Below are 26,677 nucleotides of genomic sequence, written 5' to 3'. Positions count from 1 at the left end.
AGGAGTGCCCGTTGGAACCGGAGCCGTTCCCCCGGCAAATCCAGCGGTCGATCCGTTCGCTGGGTAGCTCGCGGAGAGTTTCCGTGGAGGGAACCGCCCTCTGAGGTCATCCAGGCTAGCTGGTCGTGAACATGCTGGAGCACTTCACGGTTCACGAAGAGGCTACGCTTCGCTGAACCGCCTGAAGGATCTCCTGGTAGTCCTCCATGTCAATGAGATCCCGGTGAAAAGCATCAACGATCTCATCCCAGCTTCCTCCAGTCAACGCGCCTTCAGGGTTGTTCGGCTCGGCATCTTGGGTGAAGGTGTATTGCCAGTTTTTGAGCTTTTCAAGCATCACATCGTGAGCGATCTTCTCGGCATGAAAATCAAGAATGACCTCCCGGGGCGTCTCATCAAGGAGCTCCGGAAAATTTTTGATCTTTCGAAGGATCCGTGAGACTTCCGCCTGTGAAATTTGAAGGCGTTGCGCGATCTCTTCCTGATACAAGCCGGCAGCACGTGCAGCTGCGCAACCGCGCAACAGATCGATCCGATTCAACTCCCGGTCAGCATAGATTCTGGCCAGCTCATCTTGAATGGTTTCCATTGTCATCTCCTCCTAACGCTTGCCATATACATTTCGTATATACGCCACGTTACTGCAGTCACACCCCACTGAACAGGGGTTAGGAACGACGGAAATCTCACACCAAAACTGGAGGCCGTCGCCCTCCCTGCCTCGACCTTCTAGAATTGAGCCGAGTAGACAGGAACCAGGTCCCGCGTGACCAAGATGTGCACTGGAACGGTGGCCCTCACATGAGGATTGCGAAGACCGACTCAATTGCAGGCTTGCCCGCCACCGTTGTCAGGGGCTTCCTCAGACGGGTCAAAAATGCGGACTTCGATGAAGAATGGGCACTCACGCTTCTGGACGCCCCTGACGAAGAACCTGCCGTGGTCGTCCTGGGGCTGCTCGAAGCCCAGGGATACATCGAGCGAACCGGCGCCTCACATAAGGGAACCCCCTGGTGGAGGACTACGATCCTTGGCAATGCCCTGGCCATGGCCAGCTTTGGGAGACCCATCTCCCGAAAGACCGCAGAGAGATTGGTGTCGAAAATGCTGGAGCGGGCCCGGCTCTACAACTCCGATCTCACCAGGCCGTACTACGTTCAACGGTTGAGGATCTTTGGCAGCTATCTGGACAAGACAATCGACCCGCTGGGTGATGTCGATGTTGAGCTCGTCATCGGACACCGTGTGACAGACCCCCAGACGCTCCTGCAGTACGCAGCGGACAGCGGTCGAACGTTCCCAACTTTCATGGACCAGCTGATGTGGCCTCAAAAGGAAATCGTGCAAACCTTGCGCAATCGCTCAGCTTCCATCAACATCACCCTGGAGGACATCGAACTGATCACTGATCGAGTTGAGACCTTCTACGAAGCCGGCTCCACCAGCTCGGGCCCATCGCCCCGCAGCGGGTCCACCGGATAGAACTCCAAGGCTTCCGCAATGGGCGTGGCTGCAGCCACCGCGGCATCGACCAGGGACTGACCTCCCTCTTCGTCCGAATCCAACCACTCATCCCAGAATGAGGGCGGCAACGTCACCGGAGTGCACTCATGCAGCTGACGAACATCACCCACAGCTTCACTGGTCAAAATCGTGGCCGTCAATGTCCAGTAGTCCGCGTGGTCTTCCGGCAAAGTCTTGTCCGGCCACCAGGTGTACAGGCCGGCGAATCGCATCAGCTCGTTGCCCGCGAGGTGGATCGCGTGCGGGGTTTTTGTCTTGCCTTCGGTCAATCATTTATAGTAGAAATCGGCCGGCATTAGGGCGCGTTTGCTCTTGACCGAGCCACGGAAGGTCGCCTTCTCGGCGGCCGTCTCCGCCCGGGCGTAGAAGGTCGCGAATTTCGTCTTCAGCTCCTTGGAGTACGAGGGCGTCAGCGACCACCGGGCAGGTTCCAGCCGGAGCACCGCAGCATCTACGCCCTTGGCTGGCGGATTCGAGTACCACGGGCACCCGGTTCGTGGGTTTGATGTTCCACCCCGCCCCCGGCAATCCCTCGCCCACCTCGAACAGGCCCACCAGATCAGCCGTGGCCCTCGCCATTACGTATCGTCCGCACGTGAGCCCATTGTGCACTGCCCGGACACTAGCGGGAAGCGCCGGATGATACGAGGCGGGAACCGGGTGCACTGCGGTGGACCAATGCGACCGTTCTTGTCAGACCCGAATCCGCGAGTAGCGGCTTTTTGGGCGACAATTTCTGGCGGGGCGAAAATTTCGGCGAGTATTGGGCCCATGGCGTGACAATGTCCCGGTTGTCGTGCCGGGTGGGCGGGGGTTCCATGCCTCGGGTCGTCTTTCTTTTGGTGGCGGGACAGGAGAGTCGGGTTGTCAGCCGGGGGCGGGCAGTCCCTGCAGGGTGGGCAGCACGGTGGCGAGCAGCTGTGGTCCCGGTGGCAGTCTCAACTGGATTTCACCGGCGCGGCGGGTGATGCGGGCCGGGATACGGATCAGTTCCCGCCGGAGGCGGGCCACGGTGCGTCTGCCACGCCCATTGCCATAGTCGATGCCGGTGATTTCCTGGATCCAGGCGCTGATGGCGCAGCCGAGCAGTCCGGCCCACATCCACACACTGTTCACCCGGTGGTCAGCGGAGGGCAGATGGCGCAGCGCGGTGCCGATCTTGGCGTTGCGGTTGAGTTCTTCAATGTCGGTGCGGTGCCGGTACCACCACTCCACCTGGGCAAGGCTTTCATCCGTGGAGACGTCCAGGTTGGTGAGGATGAAGGAGTAGCCGTAGACCTCGTCGATGCGGCCTTCCACGGCCAGGGCGAGCTGGTTCTTGTCGATCGTGCGGCGTTTCCGGGCCCGGGCGGTGGGAATGCGGTTCACTGGGATCCTGGTCCGCCGGGCAATGCAGGTGATGTGGGCGTCCTTGGGCCAGGGACCGGGGAGGTAATCAATGACAGCCAGCTCGGTATCCTCCATACCCACCGCCGGCACCCAGGTGTAGCGGCCCAGCCCTGCGGCGGCGGCCATGACCTTCGCGGTGCGCTTGACCCCGATCGCGAAATCGACCCCGCGCGCCACACAGGCTGCGGCGAGTTCGGCGGCGAAATAACCGGCGTCCCAGCGGCACTGGACCTTCTCCACGCCGGCCGGCAGGGCCGCGATCGAGCGGTCCAGGATATCCACGGCATTGGAGCGGGGGTCCTCGGTGCCGCCCATCAACTCCGCCGCCACCGGGATCCCGGCCTCGGCCCAAAACCCGATGTGGGAGCGCAATGTCAGCGCACCGGTGTACGCGTGTGCCGCTTTGTCCTTGGTGCGCCCGTACACCTCGATATCGGTCGCGTCCCCGTCGATCGTGGCGACCTTCAACAACGTGGCCCGTCGGACCAGGGGCAGCAGGGAGACCATGGTGGTGTTGACCGTCCCGATGCCTGTTTCGATCCCTTGGAGCTGGGCACCGCCGAAGCGCTGGGCGATCCCGGCCGCGGTGGTGGAGGGCGAGGTCGGCACCGGTTCCAGTTCCTGCCCGGCCGTGTCGGCCCGGCGCCGGTCCAGGCCCACCAAAAAGTCTTCCCCCGCCAGCTGGGCCGAGGCCATCGCGACCACCAGCTCGCCGCCGGTCAGGCCCCGGGCGCGTTTCTTCACCGCACCGATGCCCGCATCCAGGGCCGCCGTGACACCCAAGACCCGGTCCACCTCCCGGAGCGCCTCGACCCCGGCCGCCGGCGTCAGCCGCGCATCCGGGACGCCGATCCGCACCCGCCGTGCCCGGGCCCGCTTGCCCGCCCGCGTGCCTGATTTCTTGCCACGTTTCTTGCCGCGTAAACTTGCCACTGAACAGGTGTCCTTCTTTGTCTGGAAAATGTTGTGTAGTGACTACTATTTTCCCAGCAAAGACGGCACCTGTTCGGTTTAACACGCCCCCGTCAAAAAGTTCTTACTCGCGGATCCGGGTCTGAACTCCCTGTTGCCCTACGCCAAATTCGGCATGAAGGAGAAGCCGGTCAAGCTGGAGATGAGTGTCGGCGGAGAATTCAGGGTGGATCGAATCATGAAAAGGAACTGGGTCAATTTCGCCGCCAAGGCCGGCCTTGATCCCGATTATGTGACCGGCACGGTCCGCGACATGGTGGCCCAAGCGCCAGCAGCGTTCGAAGAAGTCTTGGCCGCTGAGCCCCTGCTCCGTGAAGCCTCCGCGCTCCCCGCGGCATTTCACGAAAAGCTGGCCAAACGTTGCGCCATCCAGCAAGGTGACGATGTGCGGCCCATGACGCGGCCACCAGCAGCGTGGCAGCCCCTCGGCAGTGATGTGCTGACACAACGAACCCCGAACAGATAGCCGGTTCGGGCGGGCGTACTGTCATTGTTGCCTCACCACTCCCGCTGTCATTCCGGCTCCCAGAGACATCGCGAAGATCTAGCCGCTGCCGCTCCTACCTGCTTTGGCAGTCTGCGGATACATTGGTCTGATGAAACACTCTTCGAGCAGTTCAGCAGCAAACGCGGCCCGTGAGTCCGCGGCCTTGGCCGGCATCGCCCTGCAGTGGGCCGGCACGGATCCCGAGCCGGAGATGGCTGCGCAGTTGCGCGGGCTGGTTGAGCAGTCCGCCACGGATCCCACGGCGGCGGCGGAACTCACCGACAGCTTCGCAGGCGAGCTGCAGTTCGGCACGGCGGGGCTGCGCGCCGCCATGGGTCCGGGCCCCAACCGGATGAACCGCACCGTGGTGCGTCGCGCTGCAGCGGGGGTGGCCGCGCACCTGCTCGATCTGGCTGCCACGCACGACGCCGGACCGTACAGTCCCCGTGCCGTCATCGGTTTCGATGCCCGTCGCCATTCCACCATCTTCGCCCAGGAAACGGCCGCCATCTTCACGGCGGCAGGCATTGAAACGTTCCTGCTGCCCACGGCGCTTCCCACCCCCGTGCTGGCGTTTGCGGTCAGGCACCTGAACTGCGAGGCCGGCGTCATGGTCACCGCCAGCCACAACCCCGCCGCGGACAACGGCTACAAGGTGTACCTGGGCGGCCGCGCCGTGGCACCGGAGGCCCGCGGCGTGCAGATTGTGGCACCCCATGACGCTCGGATTGCCGGGCACATTGCCGCCGTTTCCCGTTCGGCCCAGGCGGGCGACACCAGCAACATCCCGCTCGCAACAGAGGGCTGGACGGTGCTGGGCCCGGAGCTTGCAGACAGCTACAAGCGGGCCGTGGTGGCGCTGGCGGACACGGCCCGCTTCCCGTCCCGCAAGCTGCGCATTGTCCACACGTCCCTGCACGGTGTTGGCCACGAGACCGCGATGGCAGTGCTGACCGACGCCGGTTTCAACGACACCCACGCCGTCCCCGAACAGGCCCGCCCGGACCCGGACTTCCCCACCGTCTCCTTCCCCAACCCGGAGGAGCCCGGCGCCATGGATCTGGCCTTCGCCCTGGCTCAAAAGGTGGGGGCCGACGTGGTCCTGGCCAACGACCCCGACGCCGACCGTGCCGCCATCGGCGCCCCCGACCCGGCCACCGGCCAGTGGCGCAAGTTCCACGGCGACGAGGTGGGCGCCCTGCTCGGGGCGCACCTCGCGGCCCGCGGCGGCAGCGTTGAAACCGAGGTCGGTGCGGAGGCCGGCGTCAAGGTCCGGAACGGCTCCACGGCGGACACCCCCCGGAAGCCCGTGTTTGCCAATTCAATTGTTTCTTCGCGCCTGTTGGAGCGCATTGCCTCCAGCGCGGGGTACGGCCATGTCCAGACGCTGACGGGGTTCAAGTGGATTTCTCGCGTTCCCGGCCTGACCTTCGGTTACGAGGAGGCCTTGGGCTATTGCGTTGCCCCTGAAGTGGTGCGGGACAAAGACGGCATGTCCGCCGGGCTGCTGGTCGCCGAGATGGCGGCCGCCCTCAAAGCAGAAGGCAAAACACTCTTTGACGTCCTGGACCGCCTCGCCTTGGAGCATGGATTGCACGCCAGCGGGCAGCTCAGCATCCGGGTCGAGGACCTAGGGGAGATCTCCTCGATGATGGCCTTGTTGCGCGCGCAGGCGCCGGCCGTTCTTGGCGGCTCGCCCGTGGCCGAATCCATCGACCTCTCGGCGGGCACCCCGGACCTGCCGGCCACCAACGGGCTGCTGTATTTGACGGAGAACGGCACCCGGGTGATCGTGCGCCCCAGCGGCACCGAACCCAAGCTCAAGTGCTACCTGGAAGTCGTCATCGACGTTTCCAGCCGGGAGCAGCTACCCGCCGCCCGCCAGGAGGCAGCCCTCGCGCTGGCCGCCGTGGAGCGGGACGTCAAGGCTGCGTTGGGCGTGGATAATCCGTGAGCCAGAAACCCGAGTCAGATCCCGCCCCGCTGCCCGAATCTGCCCAGCCTTCAGTGGGCCAGCCTTCAGTGGGCCAAACGCTGCTCGGATTCCGGATCGGTGTCACGGCTCATCGACGGGCCGATGACTTGATTGAGGCGTTGCAGCGCCGAGGTGCGCAGGTGCTTCATGCGCCGGCGCTGAAGATCGCCCCCGTGGAAGACGACGAAGCGTTGCGTGCCGAAACAGCGGCCGTCATTGCTGCCGCGCCTGAGATTGTTTTGGTGACCACGGCTTATGGACTGCGGCGCTGGTTGGAGGCCGCCGATGGCTGCGGCCAAGGCACCGAACTGCAGAACATGCTGGCATCAGCCGCCATTTATGTCCGTGGCCCCAAGGCCCGTGGGGCTGTTCGGGCTGCCGGCTTGGATGATGCGGGCATTAGTGCCGATGAAACCACTGCCATGCTCATCGATCTGGTGATTGCCGCCGGCGTGCAGGGCAAAAGCGTGGCTGTTCAAGTCCATGGCTATACGGACGTCGTTGCGCTGGAGCGGCTGCGCGCGGCCGGCGCTACGGTCTGGACGGTGACACCCTACCGCTGGATCAATGCCGAAGAGGGGGACAAATTGCCGCAGCTGATCGACGCCGTCATCAACAAAGACATTGACGTGCTCACGTTCACCAGTGCCCCGGCCGTGGACGCAGTGCTGAGCACTGCGGATGCGTTGGGCCGCGGCAACGAGTTCCGCGATGCGCTGCGAGGACAAGGCCCGGATGCCGGTGGCTTGGGAGCGGTGGTCAGTGCCGCCGTCGGACCTGTCACGGCAGCGCCACTGCTCGATGCAGGGATCACACCGTTGGTCCCGGAGCGGTTCCGCATGGGTGCCCTGATCAAGCTGATATGTGAACATCTGGGCGCGACGGGTCCGCAGCGCACCTAGCGGTTGGAGTGGTAACCGGCGCGGGCCACGTTGACCAGCTCCCCTGCCGGTCCGGGCAAACCGCGACCGCCCTTCCAGACGGCTCGTATGCGGCGGGTGAGGGAAACGCCCGCCACGGGAACCTCCACCAGCTCCCCGCGCTCCACCTGGGCCCGGACGGCGAACTCGCTCAGCACGGCGGCCCCGGCCCCGGCGGCAACTGCCAAACAAACGGCGGCGTTGCTGCCCAGTTCCATGGCGGGTTTTGCCTGGGCGTGGCCCCGCAGGGCCCGGTCCAGGGCCGTTCGCGTCCCTGAGCCGGGCTCGCGAGCCACCAGTTCGGCCTGCGCCAGGTCCGGGGCGGCCAACGGTGTGTTGCGCCGCGCCCACTGATGCTTCGGCGCCACCACCACGGCCAGCCGGTCAGAGGCCACCACCAGTCGCCGCAAGCCCGTAGGCACGTTGGGCGATTCAACGAAGCCCACATCGATGTGACCGTGGGTGATTTCCTCGAAGACGTGGCGGGAATTATCCACCACCAAGGCGATCTTCAAATCGGGGTCGCGCTCCTTCAGCGCCGTCAGCCACCCGGGCATCAGGTATTCGGCCACTGTCCGGCTGGCTCCCACCGACAGCTGCCCGCGCGTCACCTCGCCCAGCCGCACGGAAGACAGCAGCAATCCGCGAGCGCCCTCCACCACCGCCGTGGCCGCTTTCAGGAGTTTCCCGCCGGCATCCGTCAACCGCGAGCCCGAGGTGCGGCGGTCAAAGAGTGGAACACCGAGCTCGCGTTCCAGTCGGGACATGGCACGGCCGGCATTGGGCTGGGCCATGCCCACGGCGCGGGCACCGGCACTGAGGCTTCCCTCCCGGGCAACGGCAACAAAGAGTTCAAGGGCGGCCAGGTCCGGCCAACGGGTGATCATATCAAGACGATATACCCTTGGGCACTATTGGCGTCTACCGCCGGGCTCGCTGCCGCGAAAGCATTGAAGCATGACCACCAAGGAACTCCCCCCACCCGTCCGCACCACCGACACCGCCTCACCGCTGGCCCGAGCCGGAAGCAGGCTTGGCACGTTTGCTGGTAGTTGGGGTCCGGCCCGGTGGAAGTCGCTGGCACCCGGACTCCTGGTGAGCGCCACGGCCGCCGCAGCAGCCATGACCATCAGCGCGCTGTGGCCCGGAGCCAGCACCCTGCTCATCGCCATTGTTTTCGGCGTCCTGTTGCGCAACCTGCTCCCCGTGCCGCAGAGTCTGCAGGCCGGGTTCAATTTCGCCGCCAAGACCCTGCTGCGCGCCGGCGTCGTGCTTCTTGGCTACCAGCTGCTGGTGGCAGATGTGCTCTCCCTGGGCGTGGGCATGATTCTTGTAGTGGTGTGCATTGTGGGCCTGGGCATCACCGGCACCATGCTGGTGGGCCGGTGGATGGGGGTGAGCCCCACGCAGCGGCTGTTGATCGGCTGCGGCTTTTCCATCTGCGGGGCCGCCGCCGTGGCCGCGGTGGACGGCGTCGTTGAAACCAAGGAACGCCGCGAGGTGATGACCGCCGTGGCACTGGTGGTGATCTTTGGAACGCTGATGATTCCGCTCCTCCCCGCGGCCGCTTCGATGCTGGGCCTCAGCGACTACCAAGCCGGTCTGTGGGCCGGCGGCTCCATCCACGAGGTCGCCCAAGTAGTGGCCGCCGGCGGCACCATCGGCGGAGCTGCCCTCGGTGTGGCAGTGATCGTCAAGCTGGCCAGGGTGTTGATGCTGGCACCCGTCATGGCGGTGGTCAGCGTCCGCCAGCGCCGCAACGCAGGCCAGTCCGAAACCAGCCGCAAGCCACCCATCATGCCCCTGTTCGTGTTCTCCTTCATCCTCATGATGGCCCTGCGTGCCACCGGCTGGCTGCCCGAGGCCGCACTGGATTTTTCCAAGAACGGCGAGAGCTTCCTGCTGGCCGCTGCCATGTTCGCCCTGGGCGCCGGAGTGCACGTGAAGTCGTTGCTCTCAGTGGGCATGAAACCCTTCATCCTGGCAACCATTTCCACTGTGTGGGTGGCCGGCCTGGCATTGGCGGGGCTGCTGCTCTTCGGCGCCACCGCATGAGCGCAACTGTGCGGCACTGTGGACCTTGTGCCCCACACCCGAGAGTGGCCCCTCCTCCAGTGCAGTGCTACGGCCCAGTTGTCGCTGGACGGAGCCGAAATCATCCCCGCAAGGCGGATGCCTCGCCTTGAGTGAAAGCCCACGGCACGAACTCAGCGACCGTTGCAACAGCCATATTTTGCCACCCCTGGATACGAATCAGACAGAGGAGTAAACTGTAGGAAACGTTCAAGAACAGGTGGGAACAATGGCAAGGAAAGTAAGCAACGACATCGGAAGTCCCACCGCCGGCAGGGCGACAGCTGCCGACCTGATGCCCCTGGAGATGGTATTCACTGAACTGGGCCTCGACCTGGAGTTGCCCGCCAAACTGAACCGCGGCCAGGTAGATGCCATCCTGCTCTTGGAATCAAAAAGCGGAACAGCAATGCGGGTGCTCGTTAATGAGAACTTGGCAGCAGAGGTGGCAAACCAACCCCGCCGCGGCCTTCCCCCAGCCGCCAAAGTTGGGCAACAAGGCCCTTCACAGACGGCAGTCCGCCTCGTCGAGGACATAGTGAACATGACCCGAAGCATCGCCGCCCTTGGGCCGGCCATCTCCTCCCTGGAGGTGCCAACCAGTCCTCCGCTGGCCGCTGCCATTCAGGCGACGGAAAACCTATGGGCCCGCATCGAAGACCGCTGGGGGTTGCTGAAGAGCACCGAGGTGGCGACGTTGCTCGGCGCGAAGACAGGAACAAGAAGCCTTCCCTCCACCCTGCGCCAGAAGAACCAGCTCATCGGGGTTAAGCGGCGCAACGCCTTCGTCTATCCCGGGTTTCAATTCGACCGAAAAACAGGGACCGTCCACCCGGTCATCCCTGAACTACTGGCTGCTGCCCGGACCATTGGCCTGGACCATGAGGACTTGGTGTATTGGCTGTGCTCACCATCCACATATTTTGACCACGAGCAACCGGTTGAGCACCTTTCCACCGACCCGGAACTTGCCGACAAGTTTTTACATGGCGAAACGGTGTCGTGGTAGCCGCGGTTCCCGAGCCGGGGAGTCCGTTCGAACCGCTGGAATATATCCTTGATTCCGGTACGGATTTCTACCGTGTGGCCAGCAACTCCCGAGATGTGGATGCCTTCAATGCAGGTCTCGGAGGCAGGACCCGCTTCGCCTTTTTTGGTTCCATCACACGGGCCGTGACAGTCGATTCACCTGCCGTGCCGATCCTGTATGGCGCCCAGAGCATCGAGGCCGCGATCTGTGAATCGATCCTCCACGACATTCCTCAAACGGGAGGTCTGCTGCGGCCGAATGCGTACTCCGACAAGATCGGTGCCCGTCTCGTCACAGGCAGGGATCTGCGCTTGGCGTCCTTCATGGGGCTCGGGCTAAAACACCTGCACATTGAACAAACCCAGCTGATCGACACCCCGGCCACCACCTACAAGCAGACGGTCGCTTGGGCTCATGCCGCCTATGTCGCCGGGTTCGATGGTGCCGTTTGGATGAGTCGGCGTTGCAACTCGGAACGGGCCTATGTGCTCTTTGGCGACCGGGTGGGACCCGCCGACTTGGCTATCGATCCTGGGTTCGGGCAGGTGTATTGCGCTGGCCCCGATCTGGATTGGCTGATCCGGTTCTGCGCCCCGCTGCACATCGACGTGCTGGTGCACAGTTGATTGCTGCGGTTTCTCGTGGTGGGCTTTGACGGTCACGCCGTGGTGCTCCCGTTAGCCAGTCTTTCCGTCCGGGTACCGCGCAGCATCCAAGCCTGGAACATCTTCTGGAAACTTCTTCTTTCGCGTGGCACTCCGAACTCGACGCATGATGGGGCGCTCTATCAAGAGCCAGCTGGCCGTGGCCAGCGGCACCGTCAGGATCGCTGCAACAACGCTAAACCACAGCAGGCCCCACTCATGGAGACCAAACACAACAAGCAACTGCTGAACGGCAAACGCGTAAATGTAAACACCGTAGGAAATATCATTCTTCGCGATCAACTGGGGCTGCTTGAAGACGGTGGAGAGCCAGATAATCCCATAGATGGCAAACAATGCCGAAGCTTGAACTCCCCATCCCGGCACCGTTGAAGAAACAACAAAAGCTGCCGCGAATGAAAGCACGCCGGGGATCCAATGGAAACCAAGTTTGTCCTTCCACATGAACACCACGGAACCTGCAAGGAAGAAAGGCAGCAGGCGAAGCAGCACCACAACGTTGTAATTATTGTGCGTCAGCCAGCCAATGAAGCCAATGTTCGCTTGGGCTATGACTGACAAAAGGAACGCCAGTGTCAATGGCCACCGGTAACGGCGTACAAACGCAAAGATCCCTACCGCGGCAATGATGAGGTAGCAAATGAACTCGTAGTAGAGACTCCAGAGCGACCCGTTCCACGCCCCCGGGTAGGGGACATTCACCGGAGTTCCTGCGATGTCATAGAAGTGCATCTTCAGAAAGAAGTTCGACATCAGAAAATTCAGGGGCGAGTGATCCGCTGTCAGATATCCGTGCAAGCTCCCGTGCGCCACGAGATAGCCAATGGGAGCAAAAAACGCCGCCATAGCCAGAAGACAGACCCAAAAGGCAGGCATGATTCGTGCAATGCGGTGAATAAGGTAGGTCCCAATCGAGTTTGACCACCGGCTGGCGGTGATCAAATACCCACTGATGCCGAAGAATCCTGCAACAGCCCACCCGCCCAAAGTGTCTCCGGCAAAATTGGGATCGCCAGGAATGCCGGCAAGCGGCCAACTGTGGTGGACCAAAACAGCGAAAGCCAAGAACAAACGGATCAGGTTGAGGCTGTTGTTTCGCGGGTCAAACAATGCACCAAACCATGTAGTCCCGGTCGCGTCGTTCACTAGCTTCCTGCTGCTCAAAGAGTTCCCCACCTTCCAACTTGCAAGCTACGGACTAGCCTTGCCGTCGATAAGTCTCCATTTACATGCTGGTAAACGGCATTGCCCACCCAATGTGGCACCGTGCTTGCGTTCCGCCAAAGCTCACGGCAAAACTTGCTCTTGGACCGGAATTACCCTTGCGGGCGAAAAGGCTCGAGACTGCATTTAGTGCCATAGTGTACCAGCAAACAACTGGTGCCGGTCTAGGAAAAACCCATGATCCACTACCCGCTTTCGGCCCTCATTCTTGCCCGAATTCACCGACGGAGTCGCCCAGGCATTCATTCTTGGCGAGGACCACATGGACACGGTATTCGCTGCCTTGATCCTCAGCGACAACATATTCCACGGCGGCAATATCCTGCACATGCAGGCGCTGCCCTTCGGCGCCACCGCGTGAGTGCAACCAAGTGGCACCCTGCTGTGTGGCACCATGGGGATACACATCCACACCAGGGAAGGCAAGCACCATGACATACGAGGACCCCTTCGTGGGCGAAAACGCCCCCAACGACCTGGCCCGCTACATCGACCACACGCTCCTTGCCCCCGAAGCCAGCCGTGCCGACATCCTGCGCCTGTGCAAGGAAGCCGCTGCACACCACTTCAAGGCGGTCTGCGTGAACCCGATCTGGGTTGAAACGGCCAAGAAGGCGCTGCTGGGCAGCGGCGTGCTGACGTGTACGGTGATCGGTTTCCCGCTAGGCACCCACAACACGGATGTGAAGGTTTTTGAAGCCCGCGGTGCCACCATGGACGGTGCAGACGAGGTTGACATGGTCATCAACATCGCCTCCGCCAGAGCCTTGGACCGCGAGGCCCTGGTCTCGGACATTTCCGCCGTGGCAGAAGTGGTGCACGGCGAGGATTCGCTGTTGAAGGTCATCATTGAAACGGCCCTGCTCAGCGACGATGAGAAAATCCTCGCCTGCGAAGCTGCAGTGGAGGCAGGCGCCGATTACGTGAAAACTTCAACGGGTTTCTCCACCGGCGGGGCCACGGCCCAGGACGTGGCCCTCATGCGCAAGGCGGTGGGCCCGGACATCGGTGTGAAGGCCTCCGGCGGCGTCCGCTCCCGCGAACAAGCGCTGGAAATGATCGCCGCAGGGGCCACCCGGCTCGGCACCAGCGGAGGAATTGCCATTGTCACAGGCGGCACGGGCAGCGCCAACTACTAAACAGGCAGTTCCGGCCGCCAAACCGTACTAAGATCATGGATAGATCAGCGTGCCGGGCAGCCGGCGCACCACCCAGCTCCCCACCTTGGGGTCAGGAGGAACCGTGTCCAGCAACAATTCCACCAGCAAGTACCAGGGCGAGAACAGCCTTGTGCAGTCCGTCGTTTTGTTTGTCATCTTCTTCGCCTTGTTCCTTGGCGGAATCTTTGCGTTCTCCTACTGGAGCCTCGAGAGCTTCGCACACGCCTTCGTCCCGGCAGGCCTAGGCATCGGCCTGTGCGCCCTGGCCATCTTCGTCCCCGTGACGATCATCGGCCGCTCCAACTCCGCTGGAGAGTAACGAGCCCGAGCATGGCCTGTGAAATGGTCATCCGCGCCTGATAAATTCAGCCGCGGATGGCCATTTTTGCGTCATGGGCTAGTTTTTGTTCAAGCACGACGGCGGCCGGCCGGCTTTGGTGCCCGGGTCAACCCAAGTTGAGTTGATTGACAACGGGGCTACTGATCGGCTTCTGGCACCAGTGTTGTTGCCGCTTCAAGGGCGTCGTCGACGACGATCAGGTAGTTCTCCCGTCCAGCGGAGAGCGGAATGGAGTGTTCGCCGTACTTGTCGTACGCGAGGTCGACGGCGTCGGCAGCGTCAGCAATATTGAGTTTGCGCAAGAGCCGGGCAATGTCGAGAATATCTTTGTCTCGTTCGGCAGCGATCTTCATCGCCAGGAGCGTTTCGCTATTAGCTGCCTGGATGGTTAGTCCATCCAGTTCTTCGAGTGTGATCCACACGGCGTTATCCGGAACGAAGGCCGCTGCGTTTGAATTGAGCCAGTCCGGGGCCAAGTCGTAGTCGTTCGCCATCTCGGCCACGATCGTATTGATGCTGGTCTTCTCGGCGTAGCTGGCGTCGATGTCTGCCGTGGGACGGTTGCCGACACCTTGCAGAATCAGTGCTGCACCGCCCACGAGCTTGATGTCCCCGTGGACACCGCGAGTCTTCAAACGACGGGCGAGTTCATGGAGCAGCGCCAGGATTTGATCACTAGAAAGCTCGCCGGCAATCATGTCGTGGCTAGGCTGCGTTCACGAATGAAGACGTTCAGGGCCGCAAGCTCGCGTGGTGTTTGCGAGCGGGTCAGCTGTTTCATGGGTTCGCGGATGCTTCGGTAAGATTCTGCCGGCAGCCATGCATCATCGAGAGGCAGGATGTGTTTGGTCCATGCCGGGGCGGGTTGGTCCAGGCGGTTCGCGGTGTAATTGGTAATCCCGGCCAAAGCTGCCGACCATCTGGGTTCGTTGAGCTGTGGGCTGCTTTGGAGTAGCGGGCGGCCAGCTTTCAGTGATGCACTAGCGTAGTCTGCGAGCATCTTAATGGCGAACTCAAAGTCATTCTTGGCCAGGAGTTGAGTGAAAGTTGCAGCGTAGTCACGTCTCTGCGGGTCGTGATCAATGCCGCGAGGGATAGGCGTCGCGGTTGTCAGCGAGAGTCCGAGCGCCGTCAGGACCTCCAGGGTTTTGCCAAGCTCGGCGCGTTCGTGGCCCCCTTCAAGGTCAATGAGAAACTTCCGCGAAACCCCTGCTGCATCGGCCAACGTCTGCTGCGTCAGTCCCTGATTCATGCGCTGGGCGCGAATCAGGGCACCGGCCGCGGCGGGTGTGTCTATATTGATGTTGGTTATCACGGCAGCGTCCCTTTCTCATTCCAGTGTGTCACCGAATGGTGACAATTGCACCTCACTTGTGGCGTCCACTTTTGGGGACGGGTCTTATTCGGCTTAAGTGTGAATGTCCTTCAGACCCGAATCCGCGGGTAGCGGTTTTTGGGGCTGAAATTTCTGGCGGGGCGAGAATTTCGGCGAAGATTGGCTCCGTGGCATGACAACGGCGCGGCTGTCGTGCCGGGTGGGCGGAGGTTCCAGGCCTCGGGTCGTCTTTCTTTTGGTGGCGGGACAGGAGAGTCGGGTTGTCAGCCGGGGGCGGGCAGTCCCTGCAGGGTGGGCAGCACGGTGGCGAGCAGCTGTGGTCCCGGTGGCAGTCTCAACTGGATTTCACCGGCGCGGCGGGTGATGCGGGCCGGGATACGGATCAGTTCCCGCCGGAGGCGGGCCACGGTCCGCCTCCCACGCCCATTGCCATAGTCCAGACCGGTGACTTCCTGGATCCACGCGCTGATGGCGCAGCCGAGCAGTCCCGCCCACATCCACACACTGTTCACCCGGTGGTCATCAGCGGCATCCTATGGTCTCGGGCTGAGGGCCGCATCAATAGGCGCGGGGCAATTCCTGACTTTCACGTTCAAGGGTGACCGGGCCAAGCTGCTCGGAACGAAAGCGCCGTCTGTTGGGCGATATAGCATTAGTCTGGACGGTGCAGCCGGAACAGTTGTCGATGGCTTCAACAGCGGGTCGCTGGCGTACAGCCAAGTCATTTGGGACTCAGGGGCAATAGCAAACAGCACGCACACGGTCACAGTAACCCGCGACGCAAGCACCACGGCTAACCCCGGCCTCACTTTCCCCGAGGGACTACTCACGTTCAACAGCGACCATGCGCAAGGAGTGAGGGATATAGACGGTGCGCGTCACGGTTCAACGTTGAGCGTATTCACAGGTTCAGCCGCATGGACCAAGGCAATCACAACAGCAGGCCCGTTCGGACTGCTCATAATGCCATGGGGCGAAAATGACGCCACGGGAGGACCCAGCGCCGCCACGTTCCGCACCCAACTTGAACTCAACATCACTCAGGCTCGAACCGCAGGATTCAATGGCTCAATCCTGCTGGTGGAAATGCCAAAGCGCGGAAACGCCACCGAGCCAATCTGGGAATCATTCAGGGCAGAGATTGAAGCAGTGGCCGCCGCAGACCCGGACATTACCGTGTTCGACCTGCGCCGCAGGACGCCCGACTACGGCACCGCCGAAGCTACAGAACTCGGACTGTATGCCGACGAGGCGCATTACAAAGACAAGGGGCAGGGTTGGGTCGCTGACCAAATCGCGTCCGCCATACTTCCCCGGTAGTGGTCAACATAGATCCGGTCAGGCGCGATCGAGAAGGGTCCTTACTGCGGACTCGAAACTGCCAGCGGCACTAAAGTCCGGCAAAAGAGTAACGTCCAGCGGAAGGGAGGCAAGGACGTCTCCATTTAGTCTAAGAACCACCCGGATCCGACCTTCGGCGACCAACACTAGTGGAAGTTCCATTACCCCGATATAAGGCATAATGCCGTTCGAATGATTCCGATGGCCCGTCTGCACTGGCTGAGTCCGGTCCAAAACCATATCGTTCTTGCCCGTGGCGAATACGGCAGGGTCTGTCCCTTGACTAACCGTGTGTAGCGAGGCGGTTATCTCTTGGATCTTATGAAGGTCAAATTTTCGCCATTTGATACGGAAAACAATATGCAACGGCATCGCATGGGGGATCCCCCCTAGGCTCACACCTGCAAGGTTGCAGTCAGACCCATTCCAGACGCCATTCTGCACCCCTTCCTCTGCATGCAAGGCAAGTACCGCGAAGTCAAGTAAATCCGAGGCTCGTTCCCGATTCTCTTTAAACCATTCGGCCGCTTGCGGGACTGAAAAAACGCCCGTCGCTACAGCCACGACGAAAGCTTCACGGCTAATCATCGGAGATATCCGCAAGGGGGATCCATTGGCCAACAGGAAGGCTGAGGCCGCCAGCCACCCTGTTCGCTTGTTGCCGTTAGTGAAATATTGGGTGCTGGCGATCCCATGAAGGAGTACTGCTGCCTTGGACCAAACATCTGGGTACTCTTCGTGACCCTCGAAACCGGTGAGCGGCCTCCCGCAAGCGCCTTCCACCCCACCTCGGTCGACTACGCCTGAGCTATCCGGGCAATGCCGGAGGTTGATCTGGATTACATCTTCAGCTGACAGGTAGTGAATCACTGTCTGGAAAGACGCTCTAGAAACTCAGCTTCTTCATCAGCCAGTTGGTCAATCAAAGTCATGAGGGAGTCCGAATCCAAGTACGAAACCCCACCAATTTGGTGTTTGGGCATGTTTGTCCAAGTAAGCGGCTCGCGCTGATCATGATCTGTGCGGGTAATCGTGGCCATAGATTCACTATACGGCCAAAGTAGAAGTGCACCCAACAGCTCCATAAATCCCACTATCTGCCCTACCTGAACGCGCCATAGGCCTCGTCCTCTCCTGACCCAAAGGCAGACGACTTTCCGGCGCAGAAAAGAATCTTCTTTGCAAATAGTGACAACCTTGCAGATGTTGGGCGGCTGACAGCAACTGTGAATCTTAGGCCGCCTCGGACCGCCTTACAGGCTGGCCGGGGTTGTGCCGAAGATGGCCTCCAACACTCCCTGGGCCCATTTGAGCACTTCCGCATCGGCCAAGTCGCGTCCGCCAATACGGGCAGTCTTGGGCTTGGGGATCAGCACAGAGTTCAACGCCGGCTTCACCCGCGATCTCGGGTACATGCGCGTTAGGCGCATCTCCTTGGACTCGGGCAACTCGGCCGGGGCAAACTTGATGAAGTTCCCCTGCAGCGCCACATCGGTGAGTCCCGCAGCCCTGGCCAGCACCTTGAAGTGCGCCACGGCAATAAGGTTCACGGCCGCCGGCGGCAGCTCCCCGTACCTGTCGATAAGTTCAGCCTCCACCTCGGCAATGCCGTCAAGCGTGTCCGCCGCGGCCAGCTTGCGGTAAGCCTCAAGTCGGAGCCGCTCCCCCGGCACATAGTCGTGCGGCAAGTGCGCGTTGATGGGCAGCTCGATCTTCATCTCCGCAGCCCGCTCCTCGCCGTCGCCCCGGAAATCGGCCACAGCCTCCCCCACCAAACGGATGTACAGGTCAAAACCAACGCCCTGGATGTGTCCCGACTGTTCCCCTCCGAGCATGTTTCCCGCCCCACGAATTTCAAGATCCTTCATGGCCAAGGCCATGCCCGCGCCCAACTCATTGTGGGCGGCCACCGCCTTCAGCCGCTCAAGCGCCACCTCACCCAACGGCTTGTCCGCCGGGTACAGGAAGTAGGCGTACGCGCGTTCGCGTCCGCGGCCCACGCGCCCGCGCGCCCGCGCAACTGGTGCAGCTGCGAGAGCCCGTAATTGTTGGCCTGCTCCACAATGAGCGTGTTGGCATTGGAAATGTCCAGCCCGGTTTCAATGATGGTGGTGCACACCAGCACGTCAAAACGCTTCTCCCAGAAATCAACAATGATCTGCTCCAACCGCGACTCGCTCATCTGACCATGAGCCACCGCCACACGAGCGTCAGGCACCAGCCGCTGGATGTGCGCCACCGTGCGATCAATCGACTTGACCCGGGCAGCCGACGCACCACCCAGCCCCCCACCTTGGGGTCAGGAGGAACCGTGTCCAGCAACAATTCCACCAGCAAGTACCAGGGCGAGAACAGCCTTGTGCAGTCCGTCGTTATGTTTGTCATCTTCTTCGCCTTGTTCCTTGGCGGAATCTTTGCGTTCTCCTACTGGAGCCTCGAGAGCTTCGCGCACGCCTTCGTGCCGGCAGGCCTTGGCATCGGCTTGTGCGCCCTGGCCATCTTCGTCCCCGTGACGATCATCGGCCGCTCCAACTCCGCTGGAGAGTAACGAGCCCGAGCATGGCCCGTGAAATGGCCATCCGCGCCTGATAAATTCAGCCGCGAATGGCCATTTTTGCGTCATGGACTGCTTCTTCTTCAAGCACGACGGCGGCCCTGGCGCTGGTCTTTCTGGCCACCCGCCTGCCGCCCGGCGTGGTCACCGACGCTCTGCTGGGGTGCCTGGTCGCCAACACGGAGCTGACCACCACGTTGCTGCTTGGCCCAAGGGACGTTTCACCTCTCTGTGCGGTTCAGGTGGAGGTGCGTGGAATGGTTTCCTCCCATTGCTTCCGTGCCACCAGTTCCTCTTCCCCGTCGCCGACGGTGGCCCACGCGCTGATGCTGTTGCTCAGTACGTAGTCGCCGGAAGTGGAGCCGAGCACCGATTCGGTTTCCAGGCGTGCGGACCATCCGGTGTTGGACAGCTCGATGAACCACGCCGAGCGCGCCTGCCCGCTGAGCGGGTCGCCCTCGCGGATCGTGTAAGTCTCCCGGCTGAATTCGGTGAAGACCAGTCCGTCGGGGTACCGCCGCGAGCCGCCATACCCCGGATCGACATCCAGCTTCCATTCCCCGGTTTCAATATCACGGTGGACACTGCGCTGGGATGTCGCCACGTACTTCGCATCGACCTCCACCCCTTCGTTGCTGAGGTAGTCCACGGGCAGCCGCGGGGCTTGCTCCGGCTCGCCCAGCTCGACCCCTGCCAACAAGCCGTGCGTGGTGCGGGCCTCCTCGATCGCGGCACGCAGGCCGGTTGCGGCCCCGTCCCCGGCTTGGTCCCCGAACAGCGGAAGTTCCAGGGAGCTGCGGGCGAGGTCAAGGGAAAGCGTCGGTTCAACTGCCGGGGGCCAAATCCATGGCCAGTAGTTCGAGGAGAGCGCCAGGCGCACGGTGTGCCCGGCGGGCACGATGTAGCCAACGGCCACCAGCTCGAAGTCCACCTCGACGAACTCGCCGGCGGGCAGCGGCACCGCTTTGTCGCGACCCTCCCGCTTGTTCAGGTTCAGCACCCCGCGGGTCACCAGCGTCGAGGAACCGTCGGGGGCGACGTCGCACAACCTCGCAATGATGTTGGCCTCGGGCTGGTCGGAGGCCAGCCGCAGGCTCACCCGGGCGTTGCCCAGAATCCCGGTGTCCTCGACGAGCGGGGCAAAGTCGATGCACGTGGATCGACCGTCCTCGCTGCGCTGGTCCGGGGGCAGGTCCGTGGCATTGCCGAAGGGAAAGAACCGTCCGGCATCGGCGCCTGTCTGCTGGGGACTGCGCACCGTTGCCAACCCGTTGACCACCGGTGTCGAACAGCTTCCCGCTGAGAGCTCCTGCAGCTGCCCGGCGATTTGGCGGGCGGGCCAGCCATCGAGGCCAAGCCACGCACCCCGGCGCTCTTCGTAGTATGTTGCCGGGGGGTCGCCCTCGGGCAGGTAGGCCAGAAGCGTGGGGCCCTCATCGGCGCCGTTGTCCACGTCCTTGAGCCACTTGTCCCACCAGGCAAGGGTCTCGGCCAAGAAGTTGATTCCCGGGCCCGGTGCATACCCGCGGTCGGGGTATTGGTGCGACCACGGTCCGATGATCCCGCGCACCGGGGATTCGAGGTTCGCCAGCAGGCGCAGCACCGTGTCACGATAGGGATCGTGCCAGCCGCCGACGGCCAGCACCGCCGCCTTGATGGAGGAGTAGTCCTCGCAGACGCTTCCCTGGCGCCAGTAGTCGTCGCGTTCCTGGTGCCGCAGCCATTCACCGGTCATCGCCTGGGTGTTTTCCAGCCGGTCGCGCCATTGCGCGATCCAGTCCTGACCCACAATCTCGGGCCGTGGCGGACGGGCGTTGAACGCGAACATGGTGCCGCCCCAAGAGGCCATGTCGATGCCCAGCATGGCCCCGCCCATGTAGTGCACGTCGTTGTCGTACCGGTCATCGGTCGAGCAGACGGTCACGATGGCCTTCAGCGCCTCCGGGGCGTGCCCGGCCATTTGCAGCGAGTTGAACCCGCCCCAGGAGATGCCGAACATTCCCAGGCTTCCGGTGCACCAGGGCTGGGCGGCGATCCAGGCAATGACCTCCAGCCCGTCGGCTTGTTCCTGTTCGGAGTATTCGTCGATAAACAGGCCGTCGGAGCTTCCCGTGCCGCGGATATCCACACGCACCGAGGCGTATCCATGCCCGGCGTAGTAGGGGTGGCGCTCGTTGTCCCGCGGAGCCGTCCAGTCATCGAGCCGGTACGGCAGGTATTCAAGCAGCCCCGGGACCGGCGTGGACCCCGAGTCCACCGGGCGCCAGATCCTGGCATGCAGCCGGGTCCCGTCCGATAGCTCGATCCATGCGTCCTCAGTCAAGATCTGTTGTGGCGAATCCACGTACTTCATCGCGTTTACGCGTCCTTCCATTTGCGGATGCGGTGCCCGTCGCCCGGCTCTTCCCAGCCGCCGTCGGGGTCATCCATCCAAGTCTGTTCCTCAGATAGGGCCGACGGCAAATCAAGGTCGCCGGGTTCGATCACCGAGGCTAGCAGGGAAGCCGAGTAGGGGTGGTTGGGCCCGGCAAGGACCGCCTCGACGGGTCCAACTTCCACCATCCGCCCGTTCTTCATGACCACCACGCGGTCCGCAACATCGGCAACCACCGCGAGGTCGTGGCTGATGAACAGCGTGCTCAGCCCGTGGGTGCGTTGCAGCCCGGCCAGCAGTTCGAGGATGTCGGCCTGCACCGAGACATCCAACGCGGTGGTGATCTCATCGGCAATGATCAAATCGGGGCCCGCCGCCAGGGCTCGGGCAATGCCCACGCGTTGGCGCTGGCCACCGGAGAGCTGGGACGGAAGCCGTTTGCCGAAGCTGGCCGGCAGGCCCACCTCGGTCAGCAGCTCCTCCACGCGTGCCTTTTCCTGCGAACGCGGGACGGTGCCGAAGAGGCGCAGCGGGCGCCTGATCGCGGCGGACACCGTGCGTCGCGGGTTCAGCGACGTGTCGGCGTTTTGGAAGATCAGCTGGACCATCCGGCGCAGTTCGCGGCTGCGGTTGGCCACCGGCTTCCCCAGGTCCCCGCCGGCACGTCCGGCGCTGCCGCCCTCGACCCGCAGGGTGCCGGAGGTTGCCCCCCTGAGCCCGGCCAAGGTCCACGCGAGGGTGGACTTGCCGCTTCCCGATTCCCCGACGATTGCCAAGGTCTCCCCCCGGTGAATCTGCAGGTTCACCGAATCCACCGCCGGCGGTCCGCCGGGGTTGTAGGAAATGGTGACGTCCTTGCATTCCACCAGGACCTCGCTCGTCGCCGCTTCGTCCTCGGGTCCTTCGTCCTCGGACGGGACGGCCGTGGCCGCGGGTGCGCTTCGCGTCCTGAGCTTGGGCACATCGCGCAGCAGTTCGCGGGTGTACTCGTTCTCGGGCGAGGTGAACAGTGCGGCCGTGGGTTGGTTCTCCAGAATCCTTCCGGTGCGCATAACCGCTACGTCATCGGCCATGCCCGAGACGACGCCGAGGTCGTGGCTGACGATCAGCGTTGCCGTCTGCAATTCCTGGCACAGGTCCTTGATCAGCCGCAGCACTGCGGCCTGGGTCACCACGTCCAGGGCGGTGGTCGGCTCGTCAAGAACCAGGACGTCGGGACGGGCGACAATGGCCATGGCGATGCTGACACGCTGCTGCTGGCCCCCGGAGAGCTCGTGGGGATAGCGCCTTGCCATGTCCTTGACGTTGGGCAGGCGCACTTGGTCAAGGGCCTGCAGCACCTGGGCCCGGCTGGCCGCCATGCCATGGCTGGTCAGCGCCTCGTGGACCTGGCCGCCGATCCGCATGGACGGGGTCAAGGCCTGCCCGGCGTTTTGGGCCACCAGGGCCACAGTTCCCCCGCGCAGGGCGCGCAGCCGGGGTGCGGGGAGCGAAAAGACTTCCTGGGCGCCCACCTTGACCGTGCCGCCCATGACCTTGGAGCCGGCCCGCAGCTGCGCCAACAGGGTTCGTGCCACCGTGGATTTTCCGCTGCCGGACTCCCCCACCAGCCCGAAGGTCTGGCCCGCGGCAATGCTGAAGGAAACCTCCTGCACCACCGGTACCAGGGCATCGCCGGCGGCATAGGAAATCGAGAGGTTCTCCACGGACACGGCCGCACCGGCAGGGGCCGGAGCCTGGACCGGACCACTCACACTTGCATCGATACTCATTGCACTCCTGTCATGGCACGGTCAACACCGAGTTTCTTGCCCAGTCCGTCGGCCGTGAGGTGCAGCCCGATCACGAATGTCGCCAGCGCCACAATGGGGCCCAGTGTGGCCAGCGGGACCACCGTCAGCGCCGTGCGGTTCTCGGCAACCATCAGCCCCCAGTCCGGGGCCGGCGGGTTGGCGCCGAAGCCCAGGAAGGACAGCGAGGAGATCAGCAGGACCACCCAGCTGGCGCGCATCGCGTACTCAACCAGGACGACGTCGAGCACGTTGGGAAGGATCTCGCGCACCACGATGGGTCCGGCACGCTCGCCGCGCGCCTTGGCCGCGGTCACGTAGTCAAGGGAGCTGACCGAACGGGCCGCGCCACGCACCACGCGGGTGACTGCCGGGGTGTAGACAACCACCACGGCCAGCACGATCACCCACATGCCGCTGCCGAAGACGGCAACCACAACCAGCAGTGCCAGGATTGTGGGTACCGAGAGGATCGCGTCGACAACGCGCATCACGACGTCGTCCACCCAGTTGTTCAGGAACGCGACCAGGCAGCCGAGGAGCGCCCCGATGGCCACGGCGATCGTTGTGGCCAGGAAGGTGACCAGCAGTGCGTAGCGCCCGCCGTTCAGCGTCCGGGAGAGCACGTCGCGCCCGTACATGTCCGTCCCCAGCCAGTGTGCCCCGGTGGGCCCCTGCAGGGCCGCCTCGGAATTGCTGGCGATGGGATCATAGGCGGAGATCCAGGGGGCAAGGAATGCCAGCAGCACGTTGATGGCGATCAGCGCGATGCCGATGATGAACATCGGCTCGGCGGAGCGGAGCACGGATTTCATGGTTGGATCCCTTCTCCGGTGGCTGTGGCTTGGGAACCGGCGGCCGTTGCCTTCGCCTTGCGCTTGGAACCCTTGGCCAGGCGCTGGCGCGGGTCAAGGAGCATTGCCGTGAGGTCGGCGAGCAGGTTGCAGGCAACATAGACGGTGGCCGAGACCACTGCCACAGCCTCGATGATCGGCAGGTCGCGGTTAAAAACGGCCTCCAGCATCAGGTTGCCCATTCCGGGGTAGTTGAAGATGTTCTCCACCACCACCACGCCACCGAGCATCCAGGCGATGTTGATGGCCACGACGTTCAGCGTGGGCAGCAGCGCCGTGGGCAGGGCGTGGCGCAGGACCACCCGTGATTCCCGAAGGCCCTTGAGCTGGGCGGTGGTGATGAAGTCGGAGGTCATCACGTCAATGGTCGAGGTACGCGTCATTCGGATCACATAGGCGGCCATCGCCAGGGAAAGCACGATCACCGGCAGCCAGATGCTGGGCAGCAGTTCGGCCACGGTGGCGTTGGGCCCGTCGAGCACCACGGCCGGAAACAGCGGGATCCCGATGGCGAAGGCGAGCACCAGCAGCGCACCCATCATGAACTCGGGGATGCTCATGGCAACCAGCGAGATCAAGGAGATGGAGTTGTCCTGCCACTTGTTCCGGCGCAGCCCGGCGAACACGCCAAGCAGGATAGAGAGCGTGACGGAGATCAGCACGGTGGGTATGGCGATCAGCAGCGTGTTGCGGAAGTGCAACAGCAAGGTCGGTCCTACGGGTTCACCGGAGACCAGGGACGTGCCGAAGTCCCCTTGCACCGCTCCGAAGAGCCACTGGAGATATCTCAGGACCACCGGGGTGTCCAGGCCCAGTTCCGAGCGCATCTTGGCAATGGATTCCTCGGTGGCATCCCGCCCGAGGATCTGTTGGGCCACATCGCCGGGGAGCGCCTGGATCGCCAGGAAGACCAGCAGCGAGGCCAACACAATGGTCAGCACTGCGGTGCCCAGCCTGCGGAGTATCAGCTGCGTCATGATTTCAGTCCGATCAACATGTAGTCGAACTCGAAGCCGAACTCCGAGTAGTTCACCACTTCCTTGGACAGCCCGACAAGCCGGTCGCCGAACATGGGTGTCATGTCCGCGCCGTCATCGATGATCACGCGTTGGGCATCCTGGTAGATGCCGCGTCGCTTGGCGTCGTTCATTTCACCGCGCGCCGAGACGAGCAGCTGGTCGAATGTCTTGTTCGACCATGCCGACTCGTTGTAGGAGGATCCGGAGCGGAAGACCTGGTTGAGCAGCTGGTCAACGGGCCGGCCGGTGAACCAGTAACTGACCGAGAGTGGTTTCTTCATCCAGATCTCGGTGTAGTAGGAGTCCGAGGAGGCACTGGTGACGGTGAGCTTGATGCCTGCAGCCTTCACCGCGTCGGCGTAGGCGACGGCCATCGGGGTGAACACCGAGTCGTAGGACGAGGTGTAGATGGGCAGCTGCAACCCCTCTGCACCGGCCTTCTTCAGCAGCGACCTTGCCTTCTCCGGATCGTATTCGCGGGTGAAGTCCAAGTGGTCTTCGTAACCCGGCGGCACTGGGTTGTCCCATCCGGTGCTGCCGTTGCCCTGCAGCGCGGTGGCGACGATGTCCTTCGGGTTGTAGGCCAGCTTCATGGCCTGGCGCACCAGCGGGTCGGAGAATTCCTTGGAAGTGGCAAGCATCGGGATCGTGTACCACTGGGCGTCCTTGGCCCGGGCCACCGTCGCGTTGGGCGAGGATGCCACGACGCGTGCGGTGGCGAAGTCCAGGTTGGTCTGGCTGATGAGGTCGATTTGGCCGGCCAGGAGGGCGTTGACCCTGGCGCCGGTGTCCTGCACCGAGTAGAAATCAATCCCCGCCAGTGCCGGCGGCCCGGCGAAGTGGTCAACGAAGGCTTCTACCGCACCGCGGCCGGCCGGTGTGTAGTCGCTGAGCTTGAAGGGGCCGGTGCCAATCCCGGTGGCGCCAATCGTTGCGGCCGAATCCACGGGGATGATGTAGCACTGGTAGGCGGTGAGCAGCGACGGGAATTCCGCGTTCGGCGAGGTCAGATTGAAGACCACGGTGTGAGGATCACTTGCGGTGACCCCCGAGGCCTCCAGGATCGGGGAAAGCACCCCGGCTTGTGGGGAACCCACATCGGGATCCAGGATGTGTCCAAGCGTGTAGACGACGTCGGCGGCCGTCAAGGGGCGCCTGTCGTGAAAGATGACCCCGCGGCGCAGGTTGAAAGTCCAGGTTTTGCCATCAGAGGTGGAAGACCATTCCGCTGCCAGATCAGGAACTGTGACGCCCTTGTCATCCAGCTTGACCAACCGGTTGTAGATGGCGCCGAGGTATTCGTAGGCCGAAAGGGAGCTGGCGGGATCAAGGGTTTCGGCTGCGGAGGCTGCGGGGCGGGCGATGCGCAGCCTGCGTCCGGGCGCAGGGACCCCCGTTGCGGCTGCCATCGGTATTTCGGCCACTTTCGAGCCGCTGCCGCAGCCCGTCAATCCTCCCAGCAGTAGGCCGGATCCGAGCAAAAGCCCGGTGGAAAGAACAGATCGACGGCCGATCGAGTGTGTTTCTGACATATATGCTCCTCGTCCGGGTGATCTTCGAACAGTAGTGCCCTGGATCATGAAACGAAGAAGTATTAAGGGGCCACCAGCTCTCCGGCGGGCGTGTCACCGGTGATGAGCGTATACTCCC

General features: G+C 62.9%; 26 protein-coding genes and 2 pseudogenes. 12 read left to right on the top strand and 16 right to left on the bottom strand.

Annotation, left to right across the window (positions count from 1 at the left end):
- Window positions 1-151: 151 nt before the first annotated feature.
- Complete coding sequence (locus QMG25_RS12370) at window positions 152-589, bottom strand: hypothetical protein (RefSeq protein ID WP_283460613.1); 438 nt, start codon at window positions 587-589, stop codon at window positions 152-154.
- A gap of 212 nt (window positions 590-801) precedes the next feature.
- Between QMG25_RS12370 and QMG25_RS12365 the strand changes: the two genes are divergently transcribed.
- The gene (locus tag QMG25_RS12365) at window positions 802-1,482 is read left to right on the top strand and encodes a hypothetical protein (RefSeq protein ID WP_283460611.1); all 681 of its coding nucleotides are present in this window, start codon (window positions 802-804) and stop codon (window positions 1,480-1,482) included.
- Here the strand turns inward: QMG25_RS12365 and QMG25_RS12360 are convergent.
- Together QMG25_RS12360 and QMG25_RS12355 are read right to left on the bottom strand one after the other, a co-directional pair.
- Window positions 1,425-1,967, bottom strand: a pseudogene (locus QMG25_RS12360) (SOS response-associated peptidase). The gene QMG25_RS12365 and the pseudogene QMG25_RS12360 overlap by 58 nt on opposite strands.
- A 424-nt stretch (window positions 1,968-2,391) precedes the next feature.
- Entirely contained in the window at window positions 2,392-3,846 is a 1,455-nt protein-coding gene (locus QMG25_RS12355) for a transposase (protein ID WP_283460608.1), read from the bottom strand.
- 154 nt (window positions 3,847-4,000) lie between these two features.
- Here QMG25_RS12355 and QMG25_RS12350 point away from each other — a divergent pair, with 154 nt between their 5' ends.
- The 3 genes from QMG25_RS12350 to QMG25_RS12340 all read left to right on the top strand — a co-directional run bounded on the left by QMG25_RS12350 (window position 4,001) and on the right by QMG25_RS12340 (window position 7,249).
- A complete protein-coding gene (locus QMG25_RS12350) occupies window positions 4,001-4,351 on the top strand; it encodes a hypothetical protein (RefSeq protein ID WP_283460606.1) in 351 nt (116 codons plus the stop codon).
- A gap of 130 nt (window positions 4,352-4,481) precedes the next feature.
- Window positions 4,482-6,326 carry a phospho-sugar mutase gene (locus tag QMG25_RS12345; RefSeq protein WP_283460604.1) on the top strand — a complete coding sequence of 615 codons (1,845 nt, stop codon included), beginning with the start codon at window positions 4,482-4,484 and terminating at the stop codon, window positions 6,324-6,326.
- Window positions 6,323-7,249: a uroporphyrinogen-III synthase gene (locus QMG25_RS12340; protein ID WP_502866394.1), complete on the top strand. Its 927-nt coding sequence runs from the start codon at window positions 6,323-6,325 to the stop codon at window positions 7,247-7,249. The genes QMG25_RS12345 and QMG25_RS12340 overlap by 4 nt, the downstream gene beginning before the upstream one ends.
- On the opposite strand, the gene QMG25_RS12335 is transcribed toward QMG25_RS12340, so the two are convergent.
- Window positions 7,246-8,154, bottom strand: coding sequence for a LysR family transcriptional regulator (locus tag QMG25_RS12335; protein WP_283460602.1), 909 nt, complete (start codon window positions 8,152-8,154; stop codon window positions 7,246-7,248). The two genes, QMG25_RS12340 and QMG25_RS12335, sit on opposite strands and share 4 nt — an antisense overlap.
- A gap of 70 nt (window positions 8,155-8,224) precedes the next feature.
- Between QMG25_RS12335 and QMG25_RS12330 the strand changes: the two genes are divergently transcribed.
- From QMG25_RS12330 to QMG25_RS12320, 3 genes are all read left to right on the top strand, one after another.
- Window positions 8,225-9,322: a YeiH family protein gene (locus QMG25_RS12330; RefSeq protein ID WP_283460599.1), complete on the top strand. Its 1,098-nt coding sequence runs from the start codon at window positions 8,225-8,227 to the stop codon at window positions 9,320-9,322.
- Between the two features lie 247 nt (window positions 9,323-9,569).
- Window positions 9,570-10,349 (top strand): hypothetical protein, encoded by a 780-nt coding sequence (locus QMG25_RS12325; protein ID WP_283460597.1) that lies wholly within the window; start codon window positions 9,570-9,572, stop codon window positions 10,347-10,349.
- Window positions 10,343-10,996 carry an RES family NAD+ phosphorylase gene (locus tag QMG25_RS12320; protein ID WP_283460595.1) on the top strand — a complete coding sequence of 218 codons (654 nt, stop codon included), beginning with the start codon at window positions 10,343-10,345 and terminating at the stop codon, window positions 10,994-10,996. Before QMG25_RS12325 ends, QMG25_RS12320 begins: the two co-directional genes overlap by 7 nt.
- A 51-nt stretch (window positions 10,997-11,047) precedes the next feature.
- Here QMG25_RS12320 and QMG25_RS12315 read toward each other — a convergent pair whose 3' ends face one another.
- A complete protein-coding gene (locus tag QMG25_RS12315; RefSeq protein WP_283460594.1) occupies window positions 11,048-12,181 on the bottom strand; it encodes an acyltransferase family protein in 1,134 nt (377 codons plus the stop codon).
- Between the two features lie 286 nt (window positions 12,182-12,467).
- Here QMG25_RS12315 and QMG25_RS20440 point away from each other — a divergent pair, with 286 nt between their 5' ends.
- The 3 genes from QMG25_RS20440 to QMG25_RS12300 all read left to right on the top strand — a co-directional run bounded on the left by QMG25_RS20440 (window position 12,468) and on the right by QMG25_RS12300 (window position 13,738).
- Window positions 12,468-12,620, top strand: coding sequence for a hypothetical protein (locus tag QMG25_RS20440; RefSeq protein WP_349307134.1), 153 nt, complete (start codon window positions 12,468-12,470; stop codon window positions 12,618-12,620).
- A 70-nt stretch (window positions 12,621-12,690) separates the two neighbouring features.
- Entirely contained in the window at window positions 12,691-13,398 is a 708-nt protein-coding gene (deoC, locus tag QMG25_RS12305) for a deoxyribose-phosphate aldolase (protein WP_283460592.1), read from the top strand.
- A 103-nt stretch (window positions 13,399-13,501) separates the two neighbouring features.
- Window positions 13,502-13,738, top strand: coding sequence for a hypothetical protein (locus tag QMG25_RS12300; protein WP_283460590.1), 237 nt, complete (start codon window positions 13,502-13,504; stop codon window positions 13,736-13,738).
- A 158-nt stretch (window positions 13,739-13,896) separates the two neighbouring features.
- Here the strand turns inward: QMG25_RS12300 and QMG25_RS12295 are convergent, their stop codons facing one another.
- The 3 genes from QMG25_RS12295 to QMG25_RS12285 form a co-directional block, all read right to left on the bottom strand.
- Window positions 13,897-14,457 (bottom strand): DUF6036 family nucleotidyltransferase, encoded by a 561-nt coding sequence (locus QMG25_RS12295; RefSeq protein ID WP_283460588.1) that lies wholly within the window; start codon window positions 14,455-14,457, stop codon window positions 13,897-13,899.
- Entirely contained in the window at window positions 14,454-15,074 is a 621-nt protein-coding gene (locus QMG25_RS12290; RefSeq protein WP_283460586.1) for a helix-turn-helix transcriptional regulator, read from the bottom strand. Before QMG25_RS12290 ends, QMG25_RS12295 begins: the two co-directional genes overlap by 4 nt.
- Before the next feature lie 284 nt (window positions 15,075-15,358).
- Window positions 15,359-15,592: a hypothetical protein gene (locus QMG25_RS12285; RefSeq protein WP_283460584.1), complete on the bottom strand. Its 234-nt coding sequence runs from the start codon at window positions 15,590-15,592 to the stop codon at window positions 15,359-15,361.
- A 394-nt stretch (window positions 15,593-15,986) separates the two neighbouring features.
- Between QMG25_RS12285 and QMG25_RS12280 the strand changes: the two genes are divergently transcribed.
- Complete coding sequence (locus QMG25_RS12280; RefSeq protein ID WP_283460583.1) at window positions 15,987-16,415, top strand: SGNH/GDSL hydrolase family protein; 429 nt, start codon at window positions 15,987-15,989, stop codon at window positions 16,413-16,415.
- 18 nt (window positions 16,416-16,433) lie between these two features.
- Here QMG25_RS12280 and QMG25_RS12275 read toward each other — a convergent pair whose 3' ends face one another.
- From QMG25_RS12275 to QMG25_RS12265, 3 genes and pseudogenes are all read right to left on the bottom strand, one after another.
- Window positions 16,434-17,306, bottom strand: coding sequence for a type II toxin-antitoxin system death-on-curing family toxin (locus tag QMG25_RS12275; RefSeq protein WP_283460581.1), 873 nt, complete (start codon window positions 17,304-17,306; stop codon window positions 16,434-16,436).
- Window positions 17,303-17,476, bottom strand: a complete 174-nt coding sequence (locus QMG25_RS12270) for a hypothetical protein (protein ID WP_283460579.1) — start codon at window positions 17,474-17,476, stop codon at window positions 17,303-17,305. The genes QMG25_RS12275 and QMG25_RS12270 overlap by 4 nt, the downstream gene beginning before the upstream one ends.
- A 213-nt stretch (window positions 17,477-17,689) precedes the next feature.
- A pseudogene (locus tag QMG25_RS12265) lies at window positions 17,690-18,699 on the bottom strand (TRCF domain-containing protein); the annotation flags it as partial.
- A 48-nt stretch (window positions 18,700-18,747) separates the two neighbouring features.
- On the opposite strand from QMG25_RS12265, the gene QMG25_RS12260 reads away from it, so the two are divergent.
- The gene (locus QMG25_RS12260) at window positions 18,748-18,984 is read left to right on the top strand and encodes a hypothetical protein (protein ID WP_283460576.1); all 237 of its coding nucleotides are present in this window, start codon (window positions 18,748-18,750) and stop codon (window positions 18,982-18,984) included.
- A 244-nt stretch (window positions 18,985-19,228) separates the two neighbouring features.
- On the opposite strand, the gene QMG25_RS12255 is transcribed toward QMG25_RS12260, so the two are convergent.
- The 5 genes from QMG25_RS12255 to QMG25_RS12235 are packed head-to-tail and all read right to left on the bottom strand — an operon-like array spanning window position 19,229 to window position 26,559.
- On the bottom strand, window positions 19,229-21,364 hold the full coding sequence (locus QMG25_RS12255) for a CocE/NonD family hydrolase (protein ID WP_283460574.1): 2,136 nt from the start codon (window positions 21,362-21,364) through the stop codon (window positions 19,229-19,231).
- Complete coding sequence (locus QMG25_RS12250; RefSeq protein ID WP_283460572.1) at window positions 21,349-23,136, bottom strand: ABC transporter ATP-binding protein; 1,788 nt, start codon at window positions 23,134-23,136, stop codon at window positions 21,349-21,351. The genes QMG25_RS12255 and QMG25_RS12250 overlap by 16 nt, the downstream gene beginning before the upstream one ends.
- Complete coding sequence (locus tag QMG25_RS12245; RefSeq protein WP_283460570.1) at window positions 23,133-23,969, bottom strand: ABC transporter permease; 837 nt, start codon at window positions 23,967-23,969, stop codon at window positions 23,133-23,135. The genes QMG25_RS12250 and QMG25_RS12245 overlap by 4 nt, the downstream gene beginning before the upstream one ends.
- Window positions 23,966-24,985, bottom strand: coding sequence for an ABC transporter permease (locus QMG25_RS12240; RefSeq protein ID WP_283460567.1), 1,020 nt, complete (start codon window positions 24,983-24,985; stop codon window positions 23,966-23,968). The genes QMG25_RS12245 and QMG25_RS12240 overlap by 4 nt, the downstream gene beginning before the upstream one ends.
- Complete coding sequence (locus tag QMG25_RS12235) at window positions 24,982-26,559, bottom strand: ABC transporter substrate-binding protein (protein WP_283460565.1); 1,578 nt, start codon at window positions 26,557-26,559, stop codon at window positions 24,982-24,984. Before QMG25_RS12235 ends, QMG25_RS12240 begins: the two co-directional genes overlap by 4 nt.
- Window positions 26,560-26,677 lie beyond the last annotated feature (118 nt).

This window comes from Arthrobacter sp. H35-D1, assembly GCF_030063185.1.
Lineage (GTDB): Bacteria > Actinomycetota > Actinomycetes > Actinomycetales > Micrococcaceae > Specibacter.
Note: the sequence above shows the minus strand (reverse complement) of the source record. Positions and strands in the feature narration are given on the sequence as shown.

Excerpts from the sequence above, each read along its gene's own strand:
- QMG25_RS12345 (WP_283460604.1), top strand. The coding sequence starts at position 4,482 with ATGAAACACTCTTCGAGCAGTTCAGCAGCAAACGCGGCCCGTGAGTCC.
- deoC (WP_283460592.1), top strand. The coding sequence starts at position 12,691 with ATGACATACGAGGACCCCTTCGTGGGCGAAAACGCCCCCAACGACCTG.
- QMG25_RS12295 (WP_283460588.1), bottom strand. The coding sequence starts at position 14,457 with ATGATTGCCGGCGAGCTTTCTAGTGATCAAATCCTGGCGCTGCTCCAT.
- QMG25_RS12365 (WP_283460611.1), top strand. The coding sequence starts at position 802 with ATGAGGATTGCGAAGACCGACTCAATTGCAGGCTTGCCCGCCACCGTT.
- QMG25_RS12350 (WP_283460606.1), top strand. The coding sequence starts at position 4,001 with ATGAAGGAGAAGCCGGTCAAGCTGGAGATGAGTGTCGGCGGAGAATTC.
- QMG25_RS12255 (WP_283460574.1), bottom strand. The coding sequence starts at position 21,364 with ATGGAAGGACGCGTAAACGCGATGAAGTACGTGGATTCGCCACAACAG.
- QMG25_RS12325 (WP_283460597.1), top strand. The coding sequence starts at position 9,570 with ATGGCAAGGAAAGTAAGCAACGACATCGGAAGTCCCACCGCCGGCAGG.
- QMG25_RS12335 (WP_283460602.1), bottom strand. The coding sequence starts at position 8,154 with ATGATCACCCGTTGGCCGGACCTGGCCGCCCTTGAACTCTTTGTTGCC.
- QMG25_RS12235 (WP_283460565.1), bottom strand. The coding sequence starts at position 26,559 with ATGTCAGAAACACACTCGATCGGCCGTCGATCTGTTCTTTCCACCGGG.
- QMG25_RS12240 (WP_283460567.1), bottom strand. The coding sequence starts at position 24,985 with ATGACGCAGCTGATACTCCGCAGGCTGGGCACCGCAGTGCTGACCATT.
- QMG25_RS12285 (WP_283460584.1), bottom strand. The coding sequence starts at position 15,592 with ATGTGGGCGGGACTGCTCGGCTGCGCCATCAGCGCGTGGATCCAGGAA.
- QMG25_RS12370 (WP_283460613.1), bottom strand. The coding sequence starts at position 589 with ATGGAAACCATTCAAGATGAGCTGGCCAGAATCTATGCTGACCGGGAG.
- QMG25_RS12245 (WP_283460570.1), bottom strand. The coding sequence starts at position 23,969 with ATGAAATCCGTGCTCCGCTCCGCCGAGCCGATGTTCATCATCGGCATC.
- QMG25_RS12330 (WP_283460599.1), top strand. The coding sequence starts at position 8,225 with ATGACCACCAAGGAACTCCCCCCACCCGTCCGCACCACCGACACCGCC.
- QMG25_RS12270 (WP_283460579.1), bottom strand. The coding sequence starts at position 17,476 with ATGGCCACGATTACCCGCACAGATCATGATCAGCGCGAGCCGCTTACT.
- QMG25_RS12250 (WP_283460572.1), bottom strand. The coding sequence starts at position 23,136 with ATGAGTATCGATGCAAGTGTGAGTGGTCCGGTCCAGGCTCCGGCCCCT.